This window comes from Bradyrhizobium dasycarpum, assembly GCF_042019905.1.
Taxonomy (GTDB): Bacteria; Pseudomonadota; Alphaproteobacteria; order Rhizobiales; family Xanthobacteraceae; genus Bradyrhizobium; species Bradyrhizobium japonicum_B.
This window is the reverse complement of record NZ_CP169574.1, coordinates 6,921,565-6,944,033: the sequence shown is the minus strand read 5'-3', so window position 1 is coordinate 6,944,033 and position 22,469 is coordinate 6,921,565. Positions and strand designations below refer to the sequence as shown.

18 protein-coding genes and 3 pseudogenes are annotated in these 22,469 nt (G+C 64.9%); 7 read left to right on the top strand and 14 right to left on the bottom strand.

The annotated features are described in order from the left end of the window. Window positions 1–53 precede the first annotated feature (53 nt). Together ACETMP_RS33160 and ACETMP_RS33155 are read left to right on the top strand one after the other, a co-directional pair. Window positions 54–3,028: pseudogene (locus ACETMP_RS33160) on the top strand (FAD-binding and (Fe-S)-binding domain-containing protein). Continuing rightward, window positions 3,021–3,449 (top strand): heme-binding protein, encoded by a 429-nt coding sequence (locus tag ACETMP_RS33155; RefSeq protein WP_129274862.1) that lies wholly within the window; start codon window positions 3,021–3,023, stop codon window positions 3,447–3,449. The pseudogene ACETMP_RS33160 and the gene ACETMP_RS33155 overlap by 8 nt, the downstream one beginning before the upstream one ends. Before the next feature lie 314 nt (window positions 3,450–3,763). Here ACETMP_RS33155 and ACETMP_RS33150 read toward each other — a convergent pair whose 3' ends face one another. The 6 genes from ACETMP_RS33150 to ACETMP_RS33125 all read right to left on the bottom strand — a co-directional run bounded on the left by ACETMP_RS33150 (window position 3,764) and on the right by ACETMP_RS33125 (window position 10,653). After that, window positions 3,764–4,546: an enoyl-CoA hydratase/isomerase family protein gene (locus ACETMP_RS33150; RefSeq protein ID WP_375159429.1), complete on the bottom strand. Its 783-nt coding sequence runs from the start codon at window positions 4,544–4,546 to the stop codon at window positions 3,764–3,766. 131 nt (window positions 4,547–4,677) lie between these two features. Next, window positions 4,678–6,780, bottom strand: coding sequence for a molybdopterin oxidoreductase family protein (locus ACETMP_RS33145; RefSeq protein ID WP_375159428.1), 2,103 nt, complete (start codon window positions 6,778–6,780; stop codon window positions 4,678–4,680). A gap of 172 nt (window positions 6,781–6,952) precedes the next feature. Then, the gene (locus ACETMP_RS33140; RefSeq protein WP_028137638.1) at window positions 6,953–7,759 is read right to left on the bottom strand and encodes an SDR family NAD(P)-dependent oxidoreductase; all 807 of its coding nucleotides are present in this window, start codon (window positions 7,757–7,759) and stop codon (window positions 6,953–6,955) included. 23 nt (window positions 7,760–7,782) lie between these two features. After that, window positions 7,783–9,075 carry a TRAP transporter large permease gene (locus ACETMP_RS33135; protein ID WP_375159427.1) on the bottom strand — a complete coding sequence of 431 codons (1,293 nt, stop codon included), beginning with the start codon at window positions 9,073–9,075 and terminating at the stop codon, window positions 7,783–7,785. Next, the gene (locus ACETMP_RS33130) at window positions 9,066–9,617 is read right to left on the bottom strand and encodes a TRAP transporter small permease (RefSeq protein WP_375159426.1); all 552 of its coding nucleotides are present in this window, start codon (window positions 9,615–9,617) and stop codon (window positions 9,066–9,068) included. Before ACETMP_RS33130 ends, ACETMP_RS33135 begins: the two co-directional genes overlap by 10 nt. A gap of 64 nt (window positions 9,618–9,681) precedes the next feature. Next, window positions 9,682–10,653: a TRAP transporter substrate-binding protein gene (locus ACETMP_RS33125; RefSeq protein WP_375159425.1), complete on the bottom strand. Its 972-nt coding sequence runs from the start codon at window positions 10,651–10,653 to the stop codon at window positions 9,682–9,684. 297 nt (window positions 10,654–10,950) lie between these two features. Between ACETMP_RS33125 and ACETMP_RS33120 the strand changes: the two genes are divergently transcribed. Next, window positions 10,951–11,727 carry a cyclase family protein gene (locus tag ACETMP_RS33120; protein WP_375159424.1) on the top strand — a complete coding sequence of 259 codons (777 nt, stop codon included), beginning with the start codon at window positions 10,951–10,953 and terminating at the stop codon, window positions 11,725–11,727. Between the two features lie 10 nt (window positions 11,728–11,737). On the opposite strand, the gene ACETMP_RS33115 is transcribed toward ACETMP_RS33120, so the two are convergent. The 3 genes from ACETMP_RS33115 to ACETMP_RS33105 form a co-directional block, all read right to left on the bottom strand. Next, window positions 11,738–12,466, bottom strand: coding sequence for a Crp/Fnr family transcriptional regulator (locus ACETMP_RS33115; protein ID WP_375159423.1), 729 nt, complete (start codon window positions 12,464–12,466; stop codon window positions 11,738–11,740). Between the two features lie 283 nt (window positions 12,467–12,749). Then, window positions 12,750–12,875 (bottom strand): hypothetical protein, encoded by a 126-nt coding sequence (locus ACETMP_RS33110; RefSeq protein WP_375159422.1) that lies wholly within the window; start codon window positions 12,873–12,875, stop codon window positions 12,750–12,752. A gap of 93 nt (window positions 12,876–12,968) precedes the next feature. After that, on the bottom strand, window positions 12,969–13,682 hold the full coding sequence (locus tag ACETMP_RS33105) for a helix-turn-helix domain-containing protein (RefSeq protein ID WP_375162050.1): 714 nt from the start codon (window positions 13,680–13,682) through the stop codon (window positions 12,969–12,971). 154 nt (window positions 13,683–13,836) lie between these two features. On the opposite strand from ACETMP_RS33105, the gene ACETMP_RS33100 reads away from it, so the two are divergent. Further along, the gene (locus tag ACETMP_RS33100) at window positions 13,837–14,154 is read left to right on the top strand and encodes a c-type cytochrome (RefSeq protein WP_375159421.1); all 318 of its coding nucleotides are present in this window, start codon (window positions 13,837–13,839) and stop codon (window positions 14,152–14,154) included. Between the two features lie 6 nt (window positions 14,155–14,160). Here ACETMP_RS33100 and ACETMP_RS33095 read toward each other — a convergent pair whose 3' ends face one another. The 3 genes and pseudogenes from ACETMP_RS33095 to ACETMP_RS33085 form a co-directional block, all read right to left on the bottom strand. Next, window positions 14,161–15,264, bottom strand: a complete 1,104-nt coding sequence (locus ACETMP_RS33095; protein WP_375159420.1) for an ABC-type transport auxiliary lipoprotein family protein — start codon at window positions 15,262–15,264, stop codon at window positions 14,161–14,163. A 3-nt stretch (window positions 15,265–15,267) separates the two neighbouring features. Then, window positions 15,268–16,032 (bottom strand): ABC transporter ATP-binding protein, encoded by a 765-nt coding sequence (locus ACETMP_RS33090; RefSeq protein WP_375159419.1) that lies wholly within the window; start codon window positions 16,030–16,032, stop codon window positions 15,268–15,270. Between the two features lie 2 nt (window positions 16,033–16,034). Next, window positions 16,035–17,172, bottom strand: a pseudogene (locus tag ACETMP_RS33085) (ABC transporter permease). Window positions 17,173–17,345: 173 nt separating this feature from the next. On the opposite strand from ACETMP_RS33085, the gene ACETMP_RS33080 reads away from it, so the two are divergent. Together ACETMP_RS33080 and ACETMP_RS33075 are read left to right on the top strand one after the other, a co-directional pair. Continuing rightward, window positions 17,346–17,621: a hypothetical protein gene (locus ACETMP_RS33080; RefSeq protein WP_375159418.1), complete on the top strand. Its 276-nt coding sequence runs from the start codon at window positions 17,346–17,348 to the stop codon at window positions 17,619–17,621. Next, window positions 17,622–18,122: a phage holin family protein gene (locus tag ACETMP_RS33075; protein ID WP_375159417.1), complete on the top strand. Its 501-nt coding sequence runs from the start codon at window positions 17,622–17,624 to the stop codon at window positions 18,120–18,122. An 8-nt stretch (window positions 18,123–18,130) separates the two neighbouring features. Here ACETMP_RS33075 and ACETMP_RS33070 read toward each other — a convergent pair whose 3' ends face one another. Together ACETMP_RS33070 and ACETMP_RS33065 are read right to left on the bottom strand one after the other, a co-directional pair. Further along, on the bottom strand, window positions 18,131–20,824 hold the full coding sequence (locus tag ACETMP_RS33070; protein WP_375159416.1) for a bifunctional acetate--CoA ligase family protein/GNAT family N-acetyltransferase: 2,694 nt from the start codon (window positions 20,822–20,824) through the stop codon (window positions 18,131–18,133). A gap of 66 nt (window positions 20,825–20,890) precedes the next feature. Next, window positions 20,891–21,272: pseudogene (locus ACETMP_RS33065) on the bottom strand (universal stress protein); the annotation flags it as partial. A gap of 212 nt (window positions 21,273–21,484) precedes the next feature. On the opposite strand from ACETMP_RS33065, the gene ACETMP_RS33060 reads away from it, so the two are divergent. Then, window positions 21,485–22,468, top strand: coding sequence for a zinc-dependent alcohol dehydrogenase family protein (locus tag ACETMP_RS33060; RefSeq protein ID WP_375159415.1), 984 nt, complete (start codon window positions 21,485–21,487; stop codon window positions 22,466–22,468). Window position 22,469: the final 1 nt, after the last annotated feature.

The window sequence follows — 22,469 nt, the reverse complement described above, 5'->3', positions numbered from 1 at the left end:
ATAATGAATAACTCAGCAAGGCTGAGCCTTACTGGATCAGTCCGGGATCAGGGATGACAAACGCCTCCTCGCTCGAACGGCGCCTGCGGTCGGAGCTGACCGGCGACGTCCTGTTCGACCCCTTCAGCCGCGGCCGCTACGCCACCGACGCCTCGTTCTATCAGATCGTGCCAGCTGGCGTGGTGGCGCCCAGGACCATGGACGAAGCGCTGCGGGCGCTGGCGATCGCCCGCGACGAGGGGCTGAAGGTCACTCCGCGCGGCGGCGGCACCTCGCAATGCGGCCAGACCGTCAATGACGGGCTCGTGGTCGATCTCTCCAAGCATCTGAACCGGATCCTGTCGCTCGACGTCGAGGGCCGGACCTGCGTAGTCGAGCCCGGCATCGTGCTCGACGACCTCAATCGGCAGGTGAAAAAGCACGGGCTGTGGTTTCCGGTCGACGTCTCCACCGCCTCGCGCGCCACCATCGGCGGCATGGCCGGCAACAATTCCTGCGGCGGTCGCTCGCTGCGCTACGGCACCATGCGCGACAACACGCTCTCATTGGAGGCCGCGCTCGCCGACGGCACGCTGAGCCGCTTCGGCGAAGTCTCGCGCGATCTCTCCGATGTAGATGCAGACGTCAAAGTCCGGGCGCTGTTTCGCGACATGCTCGATCTCGGCTCCCGCGAAGCCGAGGAGATCGCGGCGCGGTTTCCCAAAGTGCAACGCCGCGTCGGCGGCTACAATCTCGATGCGCTGGTGCCGCGCAACGCGCCGAACAACATGGCGCATCTCCTGGTCGGCTCGGAAGGGACGCTGGCCTTCACCACCAAGGTGGAGCTGAAGCTGTGGCCGGTGATCCGCAACAAGGCGCTCGGCGTCTGCCATTTCGGCAGCTTCTACGAGGCGATGGACGCGGCCCAGCATCTGGTCAAGCTCAAGCCGATCGCGGTCGAGCTGGTCGACCGCACCATGATCGCGCTCGGCCGCGACATCGCGATGTTCGCACCCGTCATCTCCGCGGCCATCAAGGGCGATCCGGATGCCGTGCTGGTGGTCGAGTTCGCCGAGGAGGACCAGGCGGACAACCTCATCCGACTGAAGCAGCTCGGCGAGCTGATGGGCGATCTCGGCTTCGGCTGGAATAACCACACGCGCAAATGGGGCGGAGTGGTCGAGATCACCGAGCCCGCGCTACAGAGCGGCATCGCCGATTTCCGCGCCGCCGGCCTCAATGTCATGATGTCGATGAAGCAGGAAGGCAAGCCGGTCTCCTTCGTCGAGGATTGCGCGGTGCCGCTGCCGCACCTTGCCGATTATACAGCGCGGCTGAACGAGGTGTTTGCCAGGCACGGCACCAGCGGCACGATGTATGCGCACGCCTCCGAGGGCTGCCTGCACGTGCGCCCCGTGCTGAATTTGAAGCTGGAAAAGGATGTCAAGGCGATGCGCGCCATCGCCGAGGAGGCTTTGCGCTGGTGCGCGAGTACAAGGGCTCGCATTCCGGCGAGCACGGCGACGGCCTGGTCCGCTCGGAATTCCACGAGACCATGTTCGGCGCGCGCCTCGTCGCCGACTTCAGGGAGGTGAAGCTGCGCTTCGATCCCGGCGGCGTCCTCAATCCGGGCAAGATCGTCGATGCCCCCAAGATGGATGACCGCTCGCTGTTTCGCTTCAAGCCCGACTATCGTGTCAGTGAGCTGAAAACAAAGCTCGACTGGTCTGCTTATCCCGGCGCGGGCGGCGGTTTCCAGGGCGCGGTCGAGATGTGCAACAACAACGGCGCCTGCCGCAAGCTGGAGGGCGGCGTGATGTGCCCGTCCTATCGCGCCACACGCAATGAGAAGGACGTCACCCGCGGACGCGCCAACACGCTGCGGCTTGCGATCTCCGGCCAGCTCGGCCCTGATGCGCTATCGTCCGACGAGATGATGGAGACGCTGAAACTCTGCGTCTCCTGCAAGGCCTGCCGCCACGAATGCCCTGTTGGTGTCGACATGGCCAAGATGAAGATCGAGGTGCTGGCAGCACGAGCAGCGAGCCACGGCCTGACGCTGCGCGATCGTCTCGTCGCGTATCTGCCGCGCTATGCCGGCCTCGCCTCGCGCTTCGCGGCGCTGGCGAATCTGCGCAATCGCAGCCCGTGGCTGCGACGATTGTTCGAGCGCTTTGCCGGCATCAGCGCGCGCCGGGCGCTGCCCGCCTTCCGCAGCGACGTGTTCGTGCCGCCGACCGAAAGCGTCGGGCCGCAAGCCGGCCGCGAGGTCGTGCTGTTCGCCGACACCTTCAATCGCATCTACGAGCGGGAAAACCTCGACGCCGCGCTGCGCGTCCTCGTGGCCGGCGGCTATCGCGTACATCTGCCCAGGCCGGCAGGCGGCGGCCGCCCGCTCTGCTGCGGCCGCACCTTCCTCTCCGCCGGTCTCGTCGACCAAGCCAGAGCCGAGCTCGACCGGCTCGTGACCGCCTTCGTGCCCTTTGCAGCGCGTGGCGTGTCGATCGTCGGCCTCGAGCCGAGCTGCCTGCTGACGCTGCGCGACGAGCTCGCTTCGCTGCGCAAGGACAACGACGCCAAGGCGGTCGGCGCTCATGCGCTGACCTTCGAGGAATTCCTGGTGCGCGAGGCCGAAGCCGGCCGGCTGCAACTGCCGCTCGGCAGCGTGGCCGAGAGGGCCGTGGTGCACGGCCATTGTCACCAAAAATCCTTTGGCGCCTTCAAGCCGGTCGAGCAGGTGCTCCGGCTCGTTCCTGGCCTCAAGGTCGAGACCATCGAGTCCAGCTGCTGCGGCATGGCCGGTGCCTTCGGTTATGGCGCCGACACCTACGATGCCTCGATCGAGATGGCCGAGCTGTCGCTGTTGCCTGCCGTGCGGCGCGCAGATGAGACGACGCTCATTGTTGCCGACGGCACCTCCTGCCGCCACCAGATCCACGACGGCACCCAGCGCGAGGCGCTCCACGTCGCACGCGTGCTGGCGCTGAGCCTCGATCGCGCCGAACCCCATTTGACCTCTCAAGCCGCAAAGGAACCCAGCCATGGCTGACCTCACGCTCGATACCGCCCGCAAGATCCTAGACGCCGCCTTCGCGAAGGCCGGCGAGCTCAAGCTGAAGCCGTTGGTCGTGACCATCCTGGACGCGCGCGGCGTGCTCAAGCTTGCCGCCGCGCAGGACGGCACCAGCCTGATGCGCGCCGAGATCGCGCACGGTAAGGCCTATGGCGCACTCGCCATGGGCATGGGCTCGCGCGCGCTGTTCCAACGCGCCCAGGAGCAGGCCTATTTCATCGATGCCGTGAACACGATGGCCAAGGGCGCGCTGGTGCCGGTGCCCGGCGGCGTGCTGATCATGGACGGAACGACCCTGCTCGGCGCCGTCGGCGTCTCTGGCGACACCTCCGACAATGACGAGGCCTGCGCCGTGGCAGGCATCCAGGCGGCGGGGCTGAAGGCGAACGCGGGGTAGCCCGTCATTCCGGGGCGCGCCACTTGGCGCGAGCCCGGAATCCATTTCTCCGGATCGTGTGCTGCACGATGGATTCCGGCTCGCGCTACGCGCGCCCCGGAATGACGCTGGAGAATGTGGCTGCACTCTCTTTGAAAATCGAATGGAGCTGATGGAGACGCTCTCGTGCCCCGGACGCAGCGCAGCGCTTTGGCGGTGCGCTGCAGAGCCGGGGCCCAGGTCGCTACGTGTCCCCGTGCCGCCCTGGATCCCGGCTCTGCGCAGCAACGCCGAGGCGTTGCGGCGCGTCCGGGACACGAGAGCGGTGCCCTCCTCTACCTTCCCGTCCAGACCGGCTTCCTCTTCTCGCTGAACGCCTTGAGGCCTTCCTTGGCGTCTTCGGTCATCGCGAGCAGCGCGATCTGGCTTTCAGTGTAGGCGATGCTCTCGTCGAACGACATCGCGGCGATCGCCCGCATGGCGTACTTGCCGCGGCGGATCGCGGTCGGGGACTTGTCGACGATGCGGCCGATCAGCCAGTCGACCTTGGCATCGAGCTCGGCGGCGGGCACGACGTAGTTGAGCAGGCCCGCGGCCTGCGCGGCCTTGGCGTCGAACGGCTCGCCCGTGAGCGCCCATTCGTTGACGAGGCGCGGCGGCGCGATGCGCTGGAGCAGGCTCAGCACCTGCATCGGGAACACGCCGACCTTGACCTCCGGCAGACCGAAGATGACGTTGTCGGCGGCAATCGCCATGTCGGTCATGCACAATAGGCCCATGCCGCCGGCCATGCAGACGCCGCCGACCCGCGCAATCGCGGGCTTGGTGGCGTTCTGCGACAAACGCAGCAGGTCGGCATAGTCGACATTTGGCTTGGAATGGTCCATCGCGAAGGCGGCGCCGGAATTCTGCAAGTCAGCGCCGGCGCAGAACGCCTTGTCGCCCGCGCCCGTCAGCACGATGACGCGAACGTCCTTGTCGTCATGCGCGTCGCGATAACCCTTGGTGATGCCGGCGATGACGTCGCCGTTCAGCGCGTTGCGCTTCTCGGGCCGGTTGATGGTGATCCAAAACGCCTGCCCGCGCTTCTCGGTGATGATTGCTGTGGTGTCGGTCATGGTAGGCTCGCTTCCGTCGCTTCGTGCCGCCATTTGCGGCAGCTGCGACGCAAGGTGCAAGCGCAAACTACGGCGCGGCGGCGCTTTAGCGTCTCGACGCAAATTTGCTCGAGATTAACGCGGAGCGCCCCTCAGGCCACGACCGCTTTCCTGATCCAGACCTTGTTGTCATGGAACGCGGCCCCGCCGATCGGCGCGACGGCTTCGGCGCCCGTCAGCATGTTGATGCCACGGCCGCCGATATGGTTCTTGTTGGGGTGAACGGATTCCGCAATCAGGACACCGCGCCGCACGCCGTCGAACAACGTTGCGATCAGCGTGGTCTCGCCGCGCGTATTGCCCAGCGTCACCGCGTCGCCGTCGGCGATGCCGAGCGCGGCGGCATCCAGCGGATGGATCATCACACTCGCCTTGCCCTCGCGGGCCTGCGAGGACGGCGTCTCGTTGAACGTGGTGTTGAGGAAAGAACGCGAGGGGCTGGTCGCAAGCCGGAACGGATGAGCCTGATCGGTCTGCTCGATCACGGCCCAATGATCCGGCAAGGACGGCATCTTGTCGACATCGCCCATGGTCACGCCGAAAGGCGGGTGGGCCCAATCGGCTCTGAAATGGAATTTGCCGTCGGCATGGGCAAAGCCATCGAGATAGTGCGACGTGCGGAAATCCGGTTGCAGATCGCGCCAGAGATCGGCCTCAAGGCCGCCGATGTCGCCGTGGCCACTCAGCTTCAGCGTCGCGTCGATCAACTCGCGCGGGGTCATCTCGAAACCCTGATGCCTGGCACCGAGCCGCGGCGCCAGCGCCTGCAGAACCTCATGGTTGGAGCGGCATTCGCCGGGCGGATCGATCAACTTCGGCCCGACCGAGATGTGCTGGTGCCCGCCGCCGTAATAGAGATCGTCATGCTCCATGAACATCGTCGCGGGCAGCACGATGTCGGCCATCTGCGCCGTCTCGGTCATGAACTGCTCATGCACCGCGACGAACAGATCCTCGCGCCCAAAGCCCTGCCGCACCAGCGCCTGCTCCGGCGCCACCGTCATGGGATTGGTATTCTGGATCAGCATCGCCTTGACCGGGCCCTTGCCACGCAGGGCTTCGCCGTCGCCGGTGAGGATGCGGCCGATCTTGGACTGGTCCAGTGCGCGGATGCCAGGATCGATGGCATCGTGGCCCTCGATGATGGATTCGTTGAAGTGCCACAGCGCGAAATTGTTGAAGAAGGCGCCGCCGCCTTCATACTGCCAGGCGCCGGTGACCGCGGGAATGCAATTTGCCGCGTGCATCTGCGTGGCGCCATTGCGGCTGCGCGTGAAGCCGTAGCCGAAGCGGAAGAAGGTCCGTTTGGTCTCGCCGACTGCCTTGGCAAAGGCCTCGATCTCCGCCACCGGCACGCCTGTGATCGCGGACGCCCATTCCGGCGTGCGCGTCTTCAGATGCGCCTCGAGCTCGGCAGGGCAGTCCGTGTACTTGTCCATATAGGCGCGGTCGGCATAGCCGTCGCGGAACAGGACATGCATGACGCCGCAGGCAAAGGCGCCGTCAGTGCCGGGCCGCAGGATGATCTTGATGTCGGCCTGCTTCATGGTGTCGTTGTCGTAGATGTCGACCGCCGCGATCCTCGCGCCGCGCTCTTTCCGCGCCCGGGCGGCGTGCGTCATCACGTTGACCTGGGTGTTGACGGGATTGGTACCCCAGATCACGACGAGGTCGGACAGTGCCATTTCGCGCGGATCTGCGCCGGCAATCTTGCCCGTCCCGATCGCAAAGCCGATGCGGGCGACATTGGCGCAGATGGTCTGATAGAAGCGCGAATATTTCTTCACATGCGTCAGGCGGTTGAGACCGTCGCGCATCACCAGCCCCATCGTGCCGGCGTAGTAATAGGGCCAGATCGACTCCGCGCCGAACTCGCGCTCGGCGGCGTTGAAGCGGTGCCCGATCTCGTCCAGCGCCTCGTCCCAGGAGATCCGCGCGAATTGCCCGGAGCCCTTCGGTCCGGTGCGGCGCAGCGGGTAGATCAGCCGTTCAGGATGATGGATACGCTCGGCGTAGCGGGCGACCTTGGCGCAGACGACGCCGGCGGTGTAGGTCTGCCGCTTCGAACCTCTGACGCGGCCGATGCTGCGGCCCTCGACCACCTCGACATCGAGGGCGCACGCCGAGGGGCAATCATGCGGACAGGTCGAATGGCGGATTTCGATCTTGGCGTCGATCTTGGCGTGCTGGTTCATGCCCCAATTCGTAACACCAAAATACCGGCCAGCCGAGGGGCATTTATCCGGCAGCGCCCATGCGAATTGCTCAAACCGCGTGCGCCGGCGGTTCCTGCTGCAACAGCGAAGACGGCACGGTTGCGCCACACGACGGCCGTGACGCGCATGCGCAATGCCGAAACGGGCTGCGTTACTTTTGCAGCTGGGTAAGCCCGGTCGGCGGACCGTCGACGGCGGTCCAGCCGCCATCGACGAACAGCGTGCTGCCGCTGACATAGCTTGCGGCATCCGAAGCGAGATAGGCAACGGCGGTCGCGACCTCGTCCGCACTGCTCCAGCGGTTGAACACGGTATGGCCGGCATAGAGATTGTAGATGTCGGGCCGCTGCTTGAACGGACCGGTCAGCGCGGTCTCGGCGATGCTCGGCGCGATCGCGTTGACGCGCACTCCGGCATGGCCGACCTCGGAGGCAAAGCCTTTCACCAGCAGGCCGATCGCCGCCTTGGTCGAGCCGTAGACGCCGAGCCCCGGCTCGATGGTGACCGCGCGCACCGAGGAGCAGGCGATGATGCTGCCGCCCTTTTGTTCGACCATGATGCGGCCGAAGGCCTGGAAGAAGTAGACCGTGCCCTTGACGTTGAGGTTGAGGACGCGGTCGAGGTCCTCCTCGGTGTAGTCCAGGATGGTCTTGCGGATGTTGAGGCCGGGCGTCGTGACGGCGATGTCGAGCCGCGGGAACTTCTGCATCACGAGCTTGGCGAGCGCATCGACGTCCGCAGCGCTCGCTGCGTCGCAGCTGGCTGCCTCCGCCCAGCCGCCCCCGTCGCGAATGCCGGTGGCGGTGGCCTCCGCCCCGTCAAGCGCGCGATCGGCACAGACAACGCGGGCCCCCAGCCCGGCCAGCGCCTCGGCCGACGATTTGCCGATACCCGAGGCGGCGCCGAGCACCACGGCCGTCTTGCCGGTGAGATCGAAGAGCTTGCGATAGTCCGTCACTGATAGCCTCTCCTGTACTGCTGCTATCCCTTGTAGCCCATCAAGAGGCGCGGCAGCCACAGCGAGAATGCGGGGACGTAGGTCACGACCATCAGAGCTGCGATCAGCGCAGCGTAGAACGGCAGGATGGTGCGCATCACCGCGCCCACCGAGATGCCGCCGATGGCGCAGCCGACGAACTGCGTCGTTCCGACCGGCGGCGTGTTCAGCCCCAGGGCGCAATTGATCAGCATCAGCATGCCGAACTGCACCGGATCCATGCCCGCCTTCATCGCGATCGGCAGGAAGATCGGGGTGCAGATCAGGATGGTCGCGGCCATGTCCATGAAGGTGCCGAGCACGAACAGAATGACGTTGATGAGCAGGAAGATCATCCAGGGCTGCGACGCGATCTTGCTCATCATTTCGCCGGCAAGGTCGGCCACCTCGTACAGCCCCATCAGATATTGGAACATGGTGGAGACGCCGATCAAAAGCAGCACCACGCCCGTCGTCTTCACCGCCTTGGCGGCCGCGCGCAGGAAATTGCCCCAGGTCATGGTGCGGTAGATGAAGAACGTCAGCAGCATCGTGTATGTGACCGCGATGGCCGCCGATTCAGTTGCCGTGAAGACGCCGGACAGGATGCCCGCCAGGATGATGCCGACGATCAGAAGGCCCGGCAGCGCGGCTGCCAACGAGCGGAACACCTCGGCCCAACCCGGAAACTTGCCGGCTGGATAACCGCGCTTCACCGCAACCGCGTAGGCAGCGACCAGCATGCAGACCATCAGCACGAGCGCCGGCAGCAGGCCGGCCGCGATCAGTGCACCGATCGAGACCTTGCCGCCGGCGGCGAGCGCATAGATGATCATGTTGTGGCTGGTCGGCATCAAGGCGCCGACCAGCGAAGCGTGCGTGGTGACGTTGACGGCGTAGTCGGTGTCGAACCCTTCCTTCTTCATCATCGGGATCATCACCGCGCCCATCGCCGAGACGTCGGCCACGGGCGAGCCGGAGACGCCGCCGAACAGGGTGCAGGCGACCACGTTCGACATGCCGAGGCCGCCGCGGATGTGTCCGACCAGATTCTTGGCGAGCTGGACGATCTTGTCGGCGACGCCGCCGTGCAGCATCAGCTCACCGCTGAACACGAAGAAGGGAATTGCGAGGAACGAGAAGATGTTCATCCCCGACATCATCTGCTGGAAGATGACGGCGACCGGCAGGCCTTCGTAGAGGATGGTGCAGATCGCGGAGAGGCCGATCGCAAAGGCAACCGGCACGCCGAGGATCAGGAAGCCGAAAAAGGTGGCGCCGAGGATGATCAGTTCCATGAGGGGACGACCTCTTCGCGGCGCAGGAGAGCAATGATGTGTTCGATGGAAAAGGAGACGATCAGGAGGCCGGAGGCGATCAGCGGCACATAGCGGATCACCTCGGGAAGGCCGAGATTGGGGATCTTCACGGTGCCGACGGACGCCCCGAGGATCCAACCATTATAGGCCATGGCGACGCCGAACGCGGCGACCAGCACGTGGATCACGATCTCGATCTTCTCCCGCGCGTGGTCGGGCAGCATCACCAGCAGGCTGTCCATGCCGATATGTCCGGCATCGCGCACGCCGACGGCGGCGCCGATCAGCGTGACATAGAGGATCAGCACGAGCGCAAGGTTCTCTGTCCAGGTCGGACTGGAATTGAGCACGTAACGTCCGAACACCTGGTAGAAGACGATGGCGACGATGACGAGCAGTCCGGTCACCGACAGATACATGCCCACGCGCGCAATGGGTGCGTTGATCCGCGACAGCACGCCGTTGGACCGGCGCCCGGAGACCGCGTCATGCTCGTGATCTGCGACGTGTGGGTCTGTCATCCCGCGTCTCCTTGCGAGGGCCCGGGTCACCTCGCGGCGACGCCGGGCCCGCGCCGCTGGCGTTCTACTTCGTGTCCTGGATACGCTTGACGAGGCTCTGCAGCTTCTCGTCGCCGGCGAACTTCTGATAGACCGGCTTCATCGCATCGACGAATTCCGCCTTGTTGGCAATCGTGACGACCTGAACGCCGGCCGCCTCGACGGTCTTGCGGGACGCCTGCTCACGCTCGTCCCACAGCTTGCGCATCACGGGCACCGATTCCTTGGCCGCCTTGCGGATCGTCGCCTGATCCTCCTTGCTCAGCGTGTCCCAGACCTTTTTCGACATCACGAGAACTTCGGGCGCGAGGGAGTGCTCGGTGATGTTGTAGAACTTGGCCGCCTCGAAATGGCGCGAGGACTCGTAGGACGGCCAGTTGTTCTCGGCAGCGTCGACGAGGCCGGTCTTCAGCGCGGTGTAGACCTCGCCATACGGCATCGGCGTCGGGTTGGCGCCGAGGCTCTGAATCATGCCGACCCAGAGATCGGACTGCTGGACGCGGATCTTCAGGCCCTTGAGATCGGCGAGCGACTTGACGGGTGCCTTGACGGTGTAGATGGACCGGGCGCCGCTGTCGTAATAGGCGAGACCGACCAGGCCCGCAGGCTCCATCGCGGCCAGGATCTCGTCGCCGATCGGCCCGTCGAGCACGGCGCGCATGTGCTGGGTGTCGCGGAATACGAAGGGCAGGCACAGGGCGATGGTCTCGGGCACGAAGTTGTTGAGCGGCGATGCGTTGATGCGCATCATGTCGAGTGCGCCGATCTTGAGCTGCTCGATGGTGTCCTTCTCGGAGCCCAGGGCTCCATTGGGAAACACCTTCACACCAAGCTTGCCGCCGCTCGCCGCCGCGAGCTGCTTGCCCATGAACTTGACCGCCTCGACAGTCGGATAATCGGCGGGGTGGACGTCGGCCGAACGGAAATCGCGTGCGGACGCCAGGGGCGCTGAGACCGCCAGTGCAACGGCTGTGATGATACCGGTGAGTGTCTTCATCTGGGCTTTCCTCCTGGGTTGATTTTGTCGTGGTCCGGCGGATGCTGCGGGCCGCCTTGGGTCGCTCCACCTCAAGCATGTAGTCAAGCGCCGATGTCGTCCGTAGGGCGGGCGGCATTCCCTGTCCAAGCCAAATCCGGCATCGATCGATGCAACACTTGCATCGATCGATTTCTGGCGCAATTCGCATTGCGGTGGGGTCGGGCGGGCAGGCTGCCGCCCGGCACGTGACTTGACGCCAGCAATCGAGGCCCCTCAAGATGACCGGCACAGCGGACCATCTCGAAGGAATGTCCAATGCCGCGGAAGCTGATCGATATCTCGGTGCCGCTCAGAAACGACGTGACGGCCGATCCGCCGGGCAACCATCCGACCATCCAGTATATCGACCACCAGCAGGGCCTGCCGCGGATGCTGCAATTCTTCGACGGCCTCAAGGCCCAGGATCTGCCTGACGGACAGGGCTGGGCCGTCGAGCAGGTCTCGTTGTCGACCCACAACGGCACGCATCTCGACGCGCCCTGGCACTTCCATCCGACCATGAACCGCGGCGAACGGTCATGGACGATCGACGAGGTCCCGCTGGAATGGTGCTTTCAGCCAGGCGTGAAGCTCGACTTCCGGCATCTGCCCGACGGCTACGTGGCGAGCGCCGACGATGTCGAGAAGGAGCTGAAACGCATCGGGCACACCTTGTCTCCGCTGGAGATCGTCGTGGTCAACACCAGCGCCGGGGCAAAGTTTGGCAAGGCCGAATACGTCAATTCCGGCTGTGGCATGGGCTATGAAGCCACCATGTACCTGCTCGAGCGCGGCGTGCGGCTGACCGGCACCGACGGCTGGAGCTGGGACGCGCCGTTCGTCTATACCGCGAAGAAATATGCCGAGACGCACGACGCCGGCCTGATCTGGGAGGGCCACAAGGCGGGACGGCATATCGGCTATTGCCATCTCGAAAAGCTGCACAACCTCGACCAATTGCCTTCGACCGGATTCACGGTCTCGTGCTTTCCGGTCAAGATCGAACGCGCCTCGGCGGGGTGGACCCGCGCCGTTGCCATCATCGACACTTAGGCGGACGCCGTCACTCGCCGCCGAGGCCGCTCTCGGCGAGTTCGCGCAGCGCATCCGTATCCAGCACGACGATGGCGCCGTGCTCGAGGCGAACCCAGTTGCGGCCGGCCCAGGCGCGCAATTGCTTGTTGATGCTCTCGCGCGTCATCCCCACCATCTCGCTGATCTCCTGCTGCGTGATGGCGAGCGTGCCGCTGCCGGAGTCGAACTTGCGCTCCTCGGTGAGACCGAGCAGCGCGCTCGCGAGCCGGCCCGGCAGATTCTGCAGGATCACCTGCTCGACCTGCTGGCTGGTCCAGCGCAGGCGTGCGCAGAGCAGCTCGATGAATTTCATCGCCAGCGCCGGCTGGCTCTTCACGAACGGCAGGAAGTCCCGCCGGTCGATGATGTAGAGCTCGCAATTGGTGTTGGCGGTCGCATCGGCCGATCTCGGCGCGCCGTCGAGCACCGCGATCTCGCCGAAGATTTCTCCGGGACCGATCAGGTTGAGAATCGCGTTACGGCCGTCCGGCGAGGAGGAGGAGATCTTCACCGTCCCCGAGATCACCGCGAACAGATTGTTGCCGGGATCGCCCTTGGCGGCGATCGTCGCGCCGCGCTTCACGGTGGTGTGCTTGGCGTAGCGACAGAGCTGATCGAGCGCTTCCGGCTCCAGATCCGCGAAGATCGGGTGCTTGCGCAGGACCGATAGCTTGTTGCCCGCCGACTGTCGGGGATCGCCGGTCTTGTCCTGAGGCACGCCGCGGGGCTCCTAAGACTGCGAGGCACTGAGGTTCCTGCGTAGTCAACGTTATCAGGCTTTTCAACCGGAAAGCACGCGTGCGATTTGAGGCAAATGAGGCGAAAAAGCCGCGGTCGAGCCGAAAGCCCCGCATCCGAAGGATGCGCCATGGCATTCGGATCGATGCAGAGTTGCAGGGCGGCGCAAGCCGCGATTGCGTTGAGAAGCTGGCGAACCGCCAAGCCGGCCGGGCGAGCGTCAGCCTGTTGGCGGGTCTGGGCGGACTACGATCTCGGGAGCTTCAGCGCTTGGAATCCGGGTCGAGCCGGACCGAGCTGGTCTGCCGGTCGGCCCAGGCCAGGACAGCGGCAAATACGACGAAGATTGCGACCACGACAACGGTCACCAGCAACGCGTCAGCAGGCATTGTTCCCTCCCCCATGGTTTGCAGTATTATTTTGCTGCAGCGGGCCGGCGTCATTGATCGAGATCAAAAACGTCGGGGCGTTGCGGCGGAAGGTCAGGCCGCGGCCAGTGCCTCGGCGCGCGCGGGATCGAGCAGGCTTATACCGCCGTGAATGATCTCGATTACGCCGTGACGCTCCAGCTTGGTGAAGGTGCGACTGACGGTTTCGATGGTCAGGCCGAGATAGTCGGCGATGTCCTGGCGGCTCATCGGCAGGGGAACCGTGTCGGACAGGCCCTTGTTCGCGACCAGCCGTTCACGCCAGCCGAGCAGGAAGGTCGCTACCTTCTCGTCGGCCGAACGACGGCCCAACAGCACCATATGATCGCGCGCCTGGCTCAACTCGCGAATGGCCAGCTCGTTGATCCGTTTCAGCAGGAGCGGCCGGTCTTCGATGAAACGGCTGAACGGGGCTTTGGCGAACTGGCACACGGTCACGGCACCGATCGCATCGGCCGAAAAATTGTGCCGGCCGGAAAGGTTCATCCCCAGGAAATCGCCGGGCAAGGCGAAACCGACGATCTGCCGCCGGCCGTCGGGCAGCAGCTTGTACAGCCGCATGACGCCCTCGAGGACGTTGTAGAACGAGGTCGTGATGTCCTCTTCGGAGAAAACGGTATCGCCCGAGTCGAAATGGACCCGGCGCCCGAGATGCTCGAATTCCCTGAGCTCGGCCGCATTCAGCGACGAACAAACCGCCGCACCGCGTACGGCACAATCGTTGCAAAAATGTCCGTTCGGCTCAATCATGACCACGGAAGGCTTCATCCACCGCTCCCCCGCGCCGGCTGCACCCCGCTCCAGGCCGAGTCCACCGCGCGGGTGGATTTTACTGCACTGCGCCAAAGCCAGTTGACTCAGATCAAATTTAGGCGGCATCCCCGTCTTATTCTGCTCCAGAGTTCGACGGGATTCCTCTTCCATGCTGCAAGGCGCCCTACGTCACAGCCTGATTGGGCTGCTTCTGATTACGCCTGCCCTGGCGGCACCGACCGCCGAACAGCGCGGCAAGGCCCTTGCAAGGGCCAATTGCGCGCGCTGCCATGCCATTGACCGCGCCTCCCGCAGCCCACTCGAGGGCGCACCCCCGCTGCGCATCCTGCATCGGCGTTACCCCATCGAGACCCTGAGCGAGGCGCTGGCCGAGGGGATCAACACCGGTCACGCCGACATGCCGGCCTTCGAGCTCAGTCCAGACCAGATCCACGACCTTCTGTCCTACCTGAAAACGCTGGAATAGACGGCGTCATACCGCCTGCACGGTCCAGCCGATCAGCTCCTTGGCGATGCGGGCAAAGGCCGCGTCGAAGGCGGCGACTGACGCGGCGGGCTCGACCTTGTCGAGCTTCTCGCTGGTCTCGACCAGGCGCGAGGCAACCACCTTGCCGTTCTTGTCGACGATCCGCGCCGACAGTCCGATCTCCACCCTCGCCTCGCCCTCCGTGGCGATCCGAAAGCGCCGGATGTCGATCAGGAGCTGGTAATCCGCCTGACCGAGGTCGCTCGTGCGCAATGGAGCATGGTCGATGTCGTAATTCTCGAAACTGTCGATCAGGCGCGCCTGCACCAGCTTCGGAATACTGTCGGCCCAGAGGAAGTCGGCAAAGCCCGGCCTGTCGCCGACGGGCGCGAACAGCATGCGCTGGGTCTGCAGCATTGCGACCGCGCTCGGCTCGGGGATGGCCAGAGACGCCGAGAGCGTCTTGCCGGCAGGCCCGAGGTTCTGCGGCGTGTGCAGGTCGTAGGTGACCTTCTGCGCGGGAGCGCCGCCGCCGGTCATCTTCTCCAGGCCGGCCAGAATGCCGTCGATCTTGCCTGTGTTGCGCGCGAGCCCGTCGGAGAAGGTTCTGAAGTTCGCGATGGTATCCTTCAGCGGGCCGGAATTGTCCTGAAGCACCGTATCGACCCGCCGCAGCGCATCACGCGCCGCCTGCGTCATGCTCTGACCGGCGCCGGCCTCGGCGATCAGGGTGACGGGCTCGCCGGATTTGGCGACGATCATACCGCCCTCCAACGTCACCACCGGCACGCCGGTCAGGCCCTGGAATTCGAGACCGACCTTGGTATCGGAGCGGACCGGCGTGGCGGTCGCAACCGAAATCGTGGCATTGACGAAGCGAGGGTTGTCCGGCGCGAGCCCGAGCTGGGTCACCTCACCGACGCGGATGCCGTTGAACAGCACGCCGGCCCCGACCAGAAGGCCTGGGACCGGCCCCTGGAATTGCACATGGTAGTTCGTGCGCGGCCCGATGCCGCCGGTGTTGTTCAGCCAATAGACGAAGCCGAACACCGCGAGGATCGCGGCCAGCACGAAACTGCCGATCAGCACGTAGGGAGCGCGGGTTTCCATGTCTCATCTCATCTCGTGTTGCAGCATCTGCGAGCGCTTGCCGTGGAAATAAGCGCGCACCCAGGGATGCTCGGATTGCAGCAATTCCCGCATCGGGCCGATCGCCACGATCTTGCCGTCGGCGAGCGCGGCAACGCGGTCGCAGACGGTGGTCAGACTCGCAAGATCGTGGGTCACCATGAAAACGGTGAGCCCAAGCGTCTTTTGCAGCGTCTTGATCAGCGCATCGAAATCGCCGGCGGCGATCGGATCGAGGCCGGAGGTCGGCTCGTCCAGGAACAGGATCGGCGGATCGAGCGCGAGCGCGCGGGCCAGCGCCACGCGCTTGGTCATGCCGCCGGACAGCTCCGCCGGATATTTGTCGGCGTCCTCCGGACGCAGGCCGACCATTTCGAGCTTGGCGATCGCGATCTCGTCCATCAGCTCCTGCGACAGAACCAGATTTTCGCGCAAGGGAAACTGGACGTTCTGGCGGACCGTCAGCGAGGAGAACAGCGCCCCCTGCTGGAACAGGATGCCCCATGTCGTTGCTGCGCCTCGACCGTGCCCCCCGGTCGGTTGTCCCATGACGTCGATGGTGCCGCCACGGCGCGGGATCAGGCCGATGATGGTCCGCATCAGCACCGACTTGCCACCGCCGGACGCCCCGACCAGCCCAAGGATCTCGCCGCGGCGGACGTCGAGCGACAGATGGTCGAGCACCGTCTGGCGGCCGAAGCCGACCACGAGATCACGGACGCGGATCGCAAACTGGTCTTGCGCGTCCATCGTCACATTCCGATCGAGGCAAAGAAGACCGCAAACAGGCCGTCGAGCACGATCACCAGGAAGATCGATTTCACCACCGACGTCGTGGTCTGTCGCCCGAGCGACTCGGCGCTGCCCTTGACCCGCAATCCCTCGCTGCAGGCCACGATCCCGATCACCAGCGCCATGAACGGCGCCTTCAGAATGCCCACCTCGAAATGCGTGACGGAGATGGCCTCGTGCAGCCGCGCGATGTAGATCGCCGGTCCCATGTCGCCATAGAATTGTGCGACGAGGCCACCGCCATAGAGCGCGGCAATCGATCCAATGAAAGTGAGAATGGGTAAGGCAATGACCAGGGCCGCAACGCGCGGCAGGATCAGGACGTCCACGGGATCGAGCCCCATGGTCGAGAGCGCATCGATCTCTTCGCGCATCTTCATCGAGCCGAGCTCGGCGGTGTAGGCACTTCCCGATCGGCCGGCGACCATGATGGCGACAATCAGCACGCCGAGTTCGCGCAGCACCAGGATGCCGACCATGTCGACGGTGTAGGACTCCGCGCCGAACCGGCGGAAATGGAAGAAACCCTGCTGCGCAATGATGGCGCCGATCAGGAAGGTAATCAGCGCGACGATAGGAATCGCCTGCCACCCGATGCGGTAGAGCTGATAGACCAGCGAGGTCAGCCGCAACGAGCCCGGCCGGCGCAGCACGCCGACTATGGCCATGAACAAGGCACCGAGCATCTGGAGGAAGATCGTGATGTCCTCGCGCGATCCGACCGTCGACTTGCCGAGATCGCCAAGCCTCGACAGCACCGGGTTGGGCGCAACCGTGGGGGCCGGTGTGTGCCGGTTGACCTGGCGCACCTCATCCATCAGCCCGCTGAAATGATCGGCGACGCCGACGAACTGGGCCGACCTTCCGGATGATGCGGCCCTGCGCGACAGCTTCTCCAGGACCCAGGCGCCGAGCGTGTCGAGCGCACTGACGCCCGACATATCCAGGGTGACGGCGCGCGAGCGATCGACGTCGGCTCCGACCGACCGGGACAATGTCTCGAGGCGTCACCACATTCGCGGCGGTCCAGGGCCCTTCGGGGCGCAGGTTCAGCACGTCGCCGGATGGCGTCGCGAGCAACAGCGGTTCGTGGTTCACGCTTCCACCTCGTCGGGACAATCGGTCCCCATTCAGACGGCATTTCTAGGCCAGCATATGGCGGACGGCTTGACCTGTCTCAAGAGCGAACTGCAGTGCCGATTGACGCAAATCAAGCGTGATCGGGCACGCGGGCCCTAGGCTTGCGTCCGTTCAATGGGGATATCAGGTCCATGTTCGACCGTGACAGGATGAGCGAAGAATTGCGCACGCTGAAGGTTGATGTGACGCGCTTGCTGAGCACCGCCGGCGAGGAGATGTTCGAGAGCTCGAAAGATCGCGCCGAGGCGCTCGCCGATCAGATCAGGGCTGCGCTCGCCGAGCTCGGCGAGACCGTCGAGGAGGAGCAGGAGCAGCTCCAGGGCCTCATTGCGGACCGTCCCATCGCATCGCTCGCCTCCGCCTTCGCGCTCGGCGTGGTTGTCGGATTCATGCTGAGGAGACACTAGGTGAATACCGAGAACGTGGTCAAACACCTGCGCGCGCTGTGGCGCACCGACAGGATCATCGCGGACATCAGGCTGCGGCATCTGCTGATCGGCCTCGGCCTGCGCGCCTTCGCGGCTCTGATTGCGGCGTTCGGGCTTCTGATGCTGGAGCTGGCGGCCTATTTCGCGCTGGTTCAGATCTGGAGCGCGATCGCCGCGGCGGCCATCCTCGGTGCCGTCAATTTCGCCATCGCGGCTGCCATCTTCGTCATCGCCGGCCGCGCTCCGTCCGGCCGCGACATCGAGCTCGCCGGCGAAATCCACGACGCCTCCATCGAAGCGCTTCAGCTCGAGGCGCGCGCACTCCAGGCCCAGGTGTCGGGCGCGGTGCATCATCCGCTGAGCACGATCGTGCCGGTGCTGGTGCCGCTGATCGCGATCGTCGTGAAGAATTTGCGGTCGACGGCCAGAGCATCGGCCAAGACATCTGCGGCCGCAGGTTCGGCCGAAGCGTCCTCCTGAGGGGGCGCTCAGAGCTTCAACTTGACGTCGCAGATGTCGGGTTCGGCCGGATCCGGCTTGACCTCGAAACCCAGGTTTCGGCACATTTCGAGCATCACGGTGTTCTCCTGGAGCACGTCGCCCGAGATGACTTTCAGCCCTTCTGACTTGGCGTAGTCGATGATGAGCTGCATGAGGGCCCAGCCGAGCCCCCTCCCCTTCAGGTCGGACCGCAGCAGGATCGCGTATTCACCGCTCTCGTAGATCGAATCCGAATGGAGCCGGACCACGCCGACCATCTCACCGGTGGCCTCGTCGAATGCAATGAAGGCCATCGCGCGCGCATAGTCGAGCTGGGTCAGGCGCGCGATGAACTCGTGGGTAAACTCCTTCATCGGCGCGAAGAAACGCAGGCGCAGGTCGTGCGGCGTGACGTGGCGCAGGAATTCGTGGATGGTCGGCTCGTCCTCCGGGCGCATGGGCCGCACGAAGATGCGCCAATCATCCTTGAGCTTGAGGCGGCGCTCCCATTGCGACGGATAGGCGCGAACGGCGAAATTGGCCGGGCCGGAGCCGACGAACTTCCGTTGCGGCGGACCGACCGCGACGCGGGCATCCACCGCAGTCACGCCGGTTTCGTCCGCCAGCAACGGATTGATGTCGAATTCCCGGATCTCGGGAATATCGGCGGCCATCTGCGCCAGCTTGACCAGCACCATGGCGACCGCGTCCTGCTTGACCGCCGGCACATCACGATAGGCTTTCAGCAGGCGCGACACGCGCGTGCGGTCGATCAAATCGCGGGCGAGCTGCAAATCGAGCGGTGGCAGCGCAAGCGCCTTGTCGTTGATGATCTCCACCGCCGTGCCGCCACGGCCGAACACGACCACGGTTCCGAAGGTGGGATCGTCGGCGAGACCCAGGATCAGCTCGCGCGCCTTTGCCTTGACGACCATGGCCTGGACGATGACGCCGCCGATGCGGGCTTCCGGGCGCAGCTTTCTTGCACGTGACATAATGCCCGTGGCCGCGCCCCGGACCGCTTCGGGCGTCGTCAGATTGAGCACGACGCCGCCGACATCGGATTTGTGGATGATGTCCCGCGACATGATTTTCAGCACGACGGTGTCGCCCTGTGCGAAGATATCATTCGCATAGGCCACCGCCTGCTCGACATCGGCCGCCGCATAGGTCGGCACCATTGCGATGTCATAAGCCTCTAGCAGATGCTTGATCTCGACCGGCTCGAGCCATTGGCGGCCGTCCGCGATCGCGGCGGTGACGATCTGCCGCGCCCCTTGAGCGTCCGGAACGAATGTGTCGGGCATCGCGGGTGGAACCTGGCTCAGCTCCTCCACCACTTCCCGGTGCCGGACCAGATGCATGAAGCCACGCACGGCGTCGTCCTCAGTCGGATAGTTCGGCACACCCGCGCTTGAAAGCGCCTGAATGATGTGCTGATCGGCGCCGACCCAGGCCGCCAATACGGGCTTCGCCCAGTTGCGGTGCTCCTTCCGGTATTTGCCGACGAGCTCCGTCACGGTCGCAGCGATCTCGGCCGCCGAGGCGATTGCAGTTTGCACGTTGAGAACCAGAACCGCGTCATTGTCGCGATCAGCCAGCAGGAGCTCCAGCGCCGCCGCATAGCGCGCGGCATCGGCGTCGCCCACGATGTCGACGGGATTTGCACCGGACCAGGTCGGCGGCAACGCAGCATCCAGCTTCCTGCGCGTCTCCGCCGAGATGATCGCCGGAATTCCACCGAGTTCGACCAGTCGATCGACGGCGAGCACGCCGATGCCGCCGCCATTGGTCAGGATGGCGAGGCGCTTTCCGGCCGGCGATTCGACGCGGCCGAGTGTCTCGGCACAATCGAACAGCTCACGCAGGTCGGAGACCCGCAGGACACCCGCGCGGCGGAACGCCGCATCGTAGACGGCGTCAGCGCCGGCGAGCGCGCCGGTATGCGTGGCAGCCGCCTTCGCGCCCTGCGCCATACGGCCGGACTTCACCACGACGACAGGCTTCACGCGCGCGGCGGCGCGCGCCGCCGACATGAACTTGCGCGCGTCCTTGATGGACTCGATGTAGAGCAGGATCGCGCGCGTCTTGTGATCCATCGCGAAGTAGTCAAGCAGATCGGCAAGGTCGACATCGATCTGATCGCCGATCGAGACGATGCCGGAGAAGCCGACACCGCGTTGCGCGGCCCAATCGACCATGCCGGCGGCAATCGCGCCCGATTGCGAGATCAGCGCGAGGCTGCCCGCCCCCGGCATATGCGCAGCAAAGCTGGCATTCAAGCTGACTCCGGGCATCATGATGCCGAGACAGTTCGGTCCGATCAGCCGCATGCCGTATTTGCGGGCTGCGGTGATGGCGGCCTCGTGCAGCGATCCCGGTCCGTGGCCGAGCCCGGCCGAGACGATCAAGGCGCCCGCCGAGCCGCGACGGCCGGCCTGGTCGATGATGCCGGGAATCTCACGCGCAGGCGCGGTGATGATGACGAGCTCGGGCACGAAATCGAGAGCGTCCAGACCCTTGACCGCGGCGATGCCGCCGATTTCGGCATGGCGTGGATTGACGAGGCCAAATCGCCCCTTGAATTCGGCCTTGCGAATGTTCTCGAGAACGGCGCGTCCCACCGAGACCGGACGGGCGCTGGCGCCGACGAGCGCAACTGAACGCGGCGCCAAAAGATTATTCAGACGATAAGTTGACATGAAAGCAAATGCGCCCACTCGGCGGCGGTTCCGATGGTTGACGATCAGGCTGGACGAATAGCGAGCCTAGTGCAAGATCATAACCCAGCATGGTGGCTCGCCAATGACGGTCGTTGTCACACCGCCCCAGACGATCTCATTCAAGGGCGAATGATGATAGGCGCCCATCGCGATGGCGTCCATGCCGTGGGAATTCGCCCAATTTCGCAAGACCTTGCCGATCGAGCTGCCGCGGCTCTTCGCCGCCTCGAACGCGGCACGGACACCGTGTTCCTTCAGATGATCGACCAGAGCGGTTCCGGATTGCACGATCGCGTGGGTCTTCTCATCCGCCACGGTCAACCACGCGAACAGAGGCCGCCGCCTGCAGGACCGGCAACGCGTCGCCGACCGCACGTGTCGCAGGCGCGGAGTGATCCCAGGCGATCATGACGTTCTCGAATTTTGGGCCCGCGCGGCTGGCCGACAAGCGGCAGAAAGACGTCCTTGATAGGCATCGGGATTCTCCTGGCGCCACGATAGGCCGGCGCTCGTCGAGACCCTTGATCCTCGTCAAGCCAACGAAACTCGATCCGGAGCCGGCGTTGACCGGCGTCAAGGATTGGCCCATCGGCTATTCTATGGATAGTTCAGTCGGTGCGGTTCGCCCCGGAGAAGCTCATGCGCGCGATGGTATTACCGGCCCCGCGAACGCGGCTCCAGATGGAGCAGCGGCCCGACCCGATACCCGGCGAGGGTCAGCTCCGCGTGAAGATCAGCGCCTGTGGGGTCTGCCGGACCGATCTTCATCTCGTCGATGCCGAGCTGCCCGATATTCGCTATCCGATTGTACCCGGTCACGAGATCGTTGGTCGGGTCGATCTCGTGGGCCCAAATGTCGCAACGCATGCACCCGGTGATCGGGTCGGCATTCCCTGGCTCGGCTTCACCTGCGGACATTGTCGCTTCTGCCGGGACGGCATGGAGAACCTGTGTGACGCACCGCTGTTCACCGGCTACACGCGCGATGGCGGCTACGCGACCCACACCGTCGCCGACGCCCGCTACGCTTTCCCGCTCGGTGAGGCCGGCAACGACGTGGAGATTGCGCCTCTGCTTTGCGCGGGGCTGATCGGCTGGCGCTCGCTGGTACTGGCCGGCCCTGCCGAACGGCTCGGCCTCTACGGTTTTGGCGCGGCCGGCCACATCATTGCGCAGGTCGCGCACTGGCAGGGACGATCGGTTCATGCATTCACGCGACGTGGCGATGCTGCTGCGCAAGATCTTGCGCGTCGTCTCGGCGCCGTCTGGGCGGGAGCATCAGACGAGCTGCCAGACGAGCCGCTCGACGCCGCCATCATCTACGCACCATCAGGCGAGCTTGTGCCGGCTGCGCTGCGCGCGGTCCGCAAAGGCGGACGCGTCGTATGCGCGGGCATCCACATGACCGACATTCCAAGTTTCCCCTATGATCTGCTCTGGCAGGAGCGGCAGCTGATCTCCGTCGCCAACCTGACCCGGCAGGATGGCATCGATTTCCTCAAGATCGCTCCACAAGCGGGCGTGCGCACCGAAACGACGGCATTTCCGCTCGAGCAGGCCAACGAAGTTCTGACCATGCTGCGGGCCGGTCAGATTCTCGGCGCGGCCGTGCTGACGCCCTGAT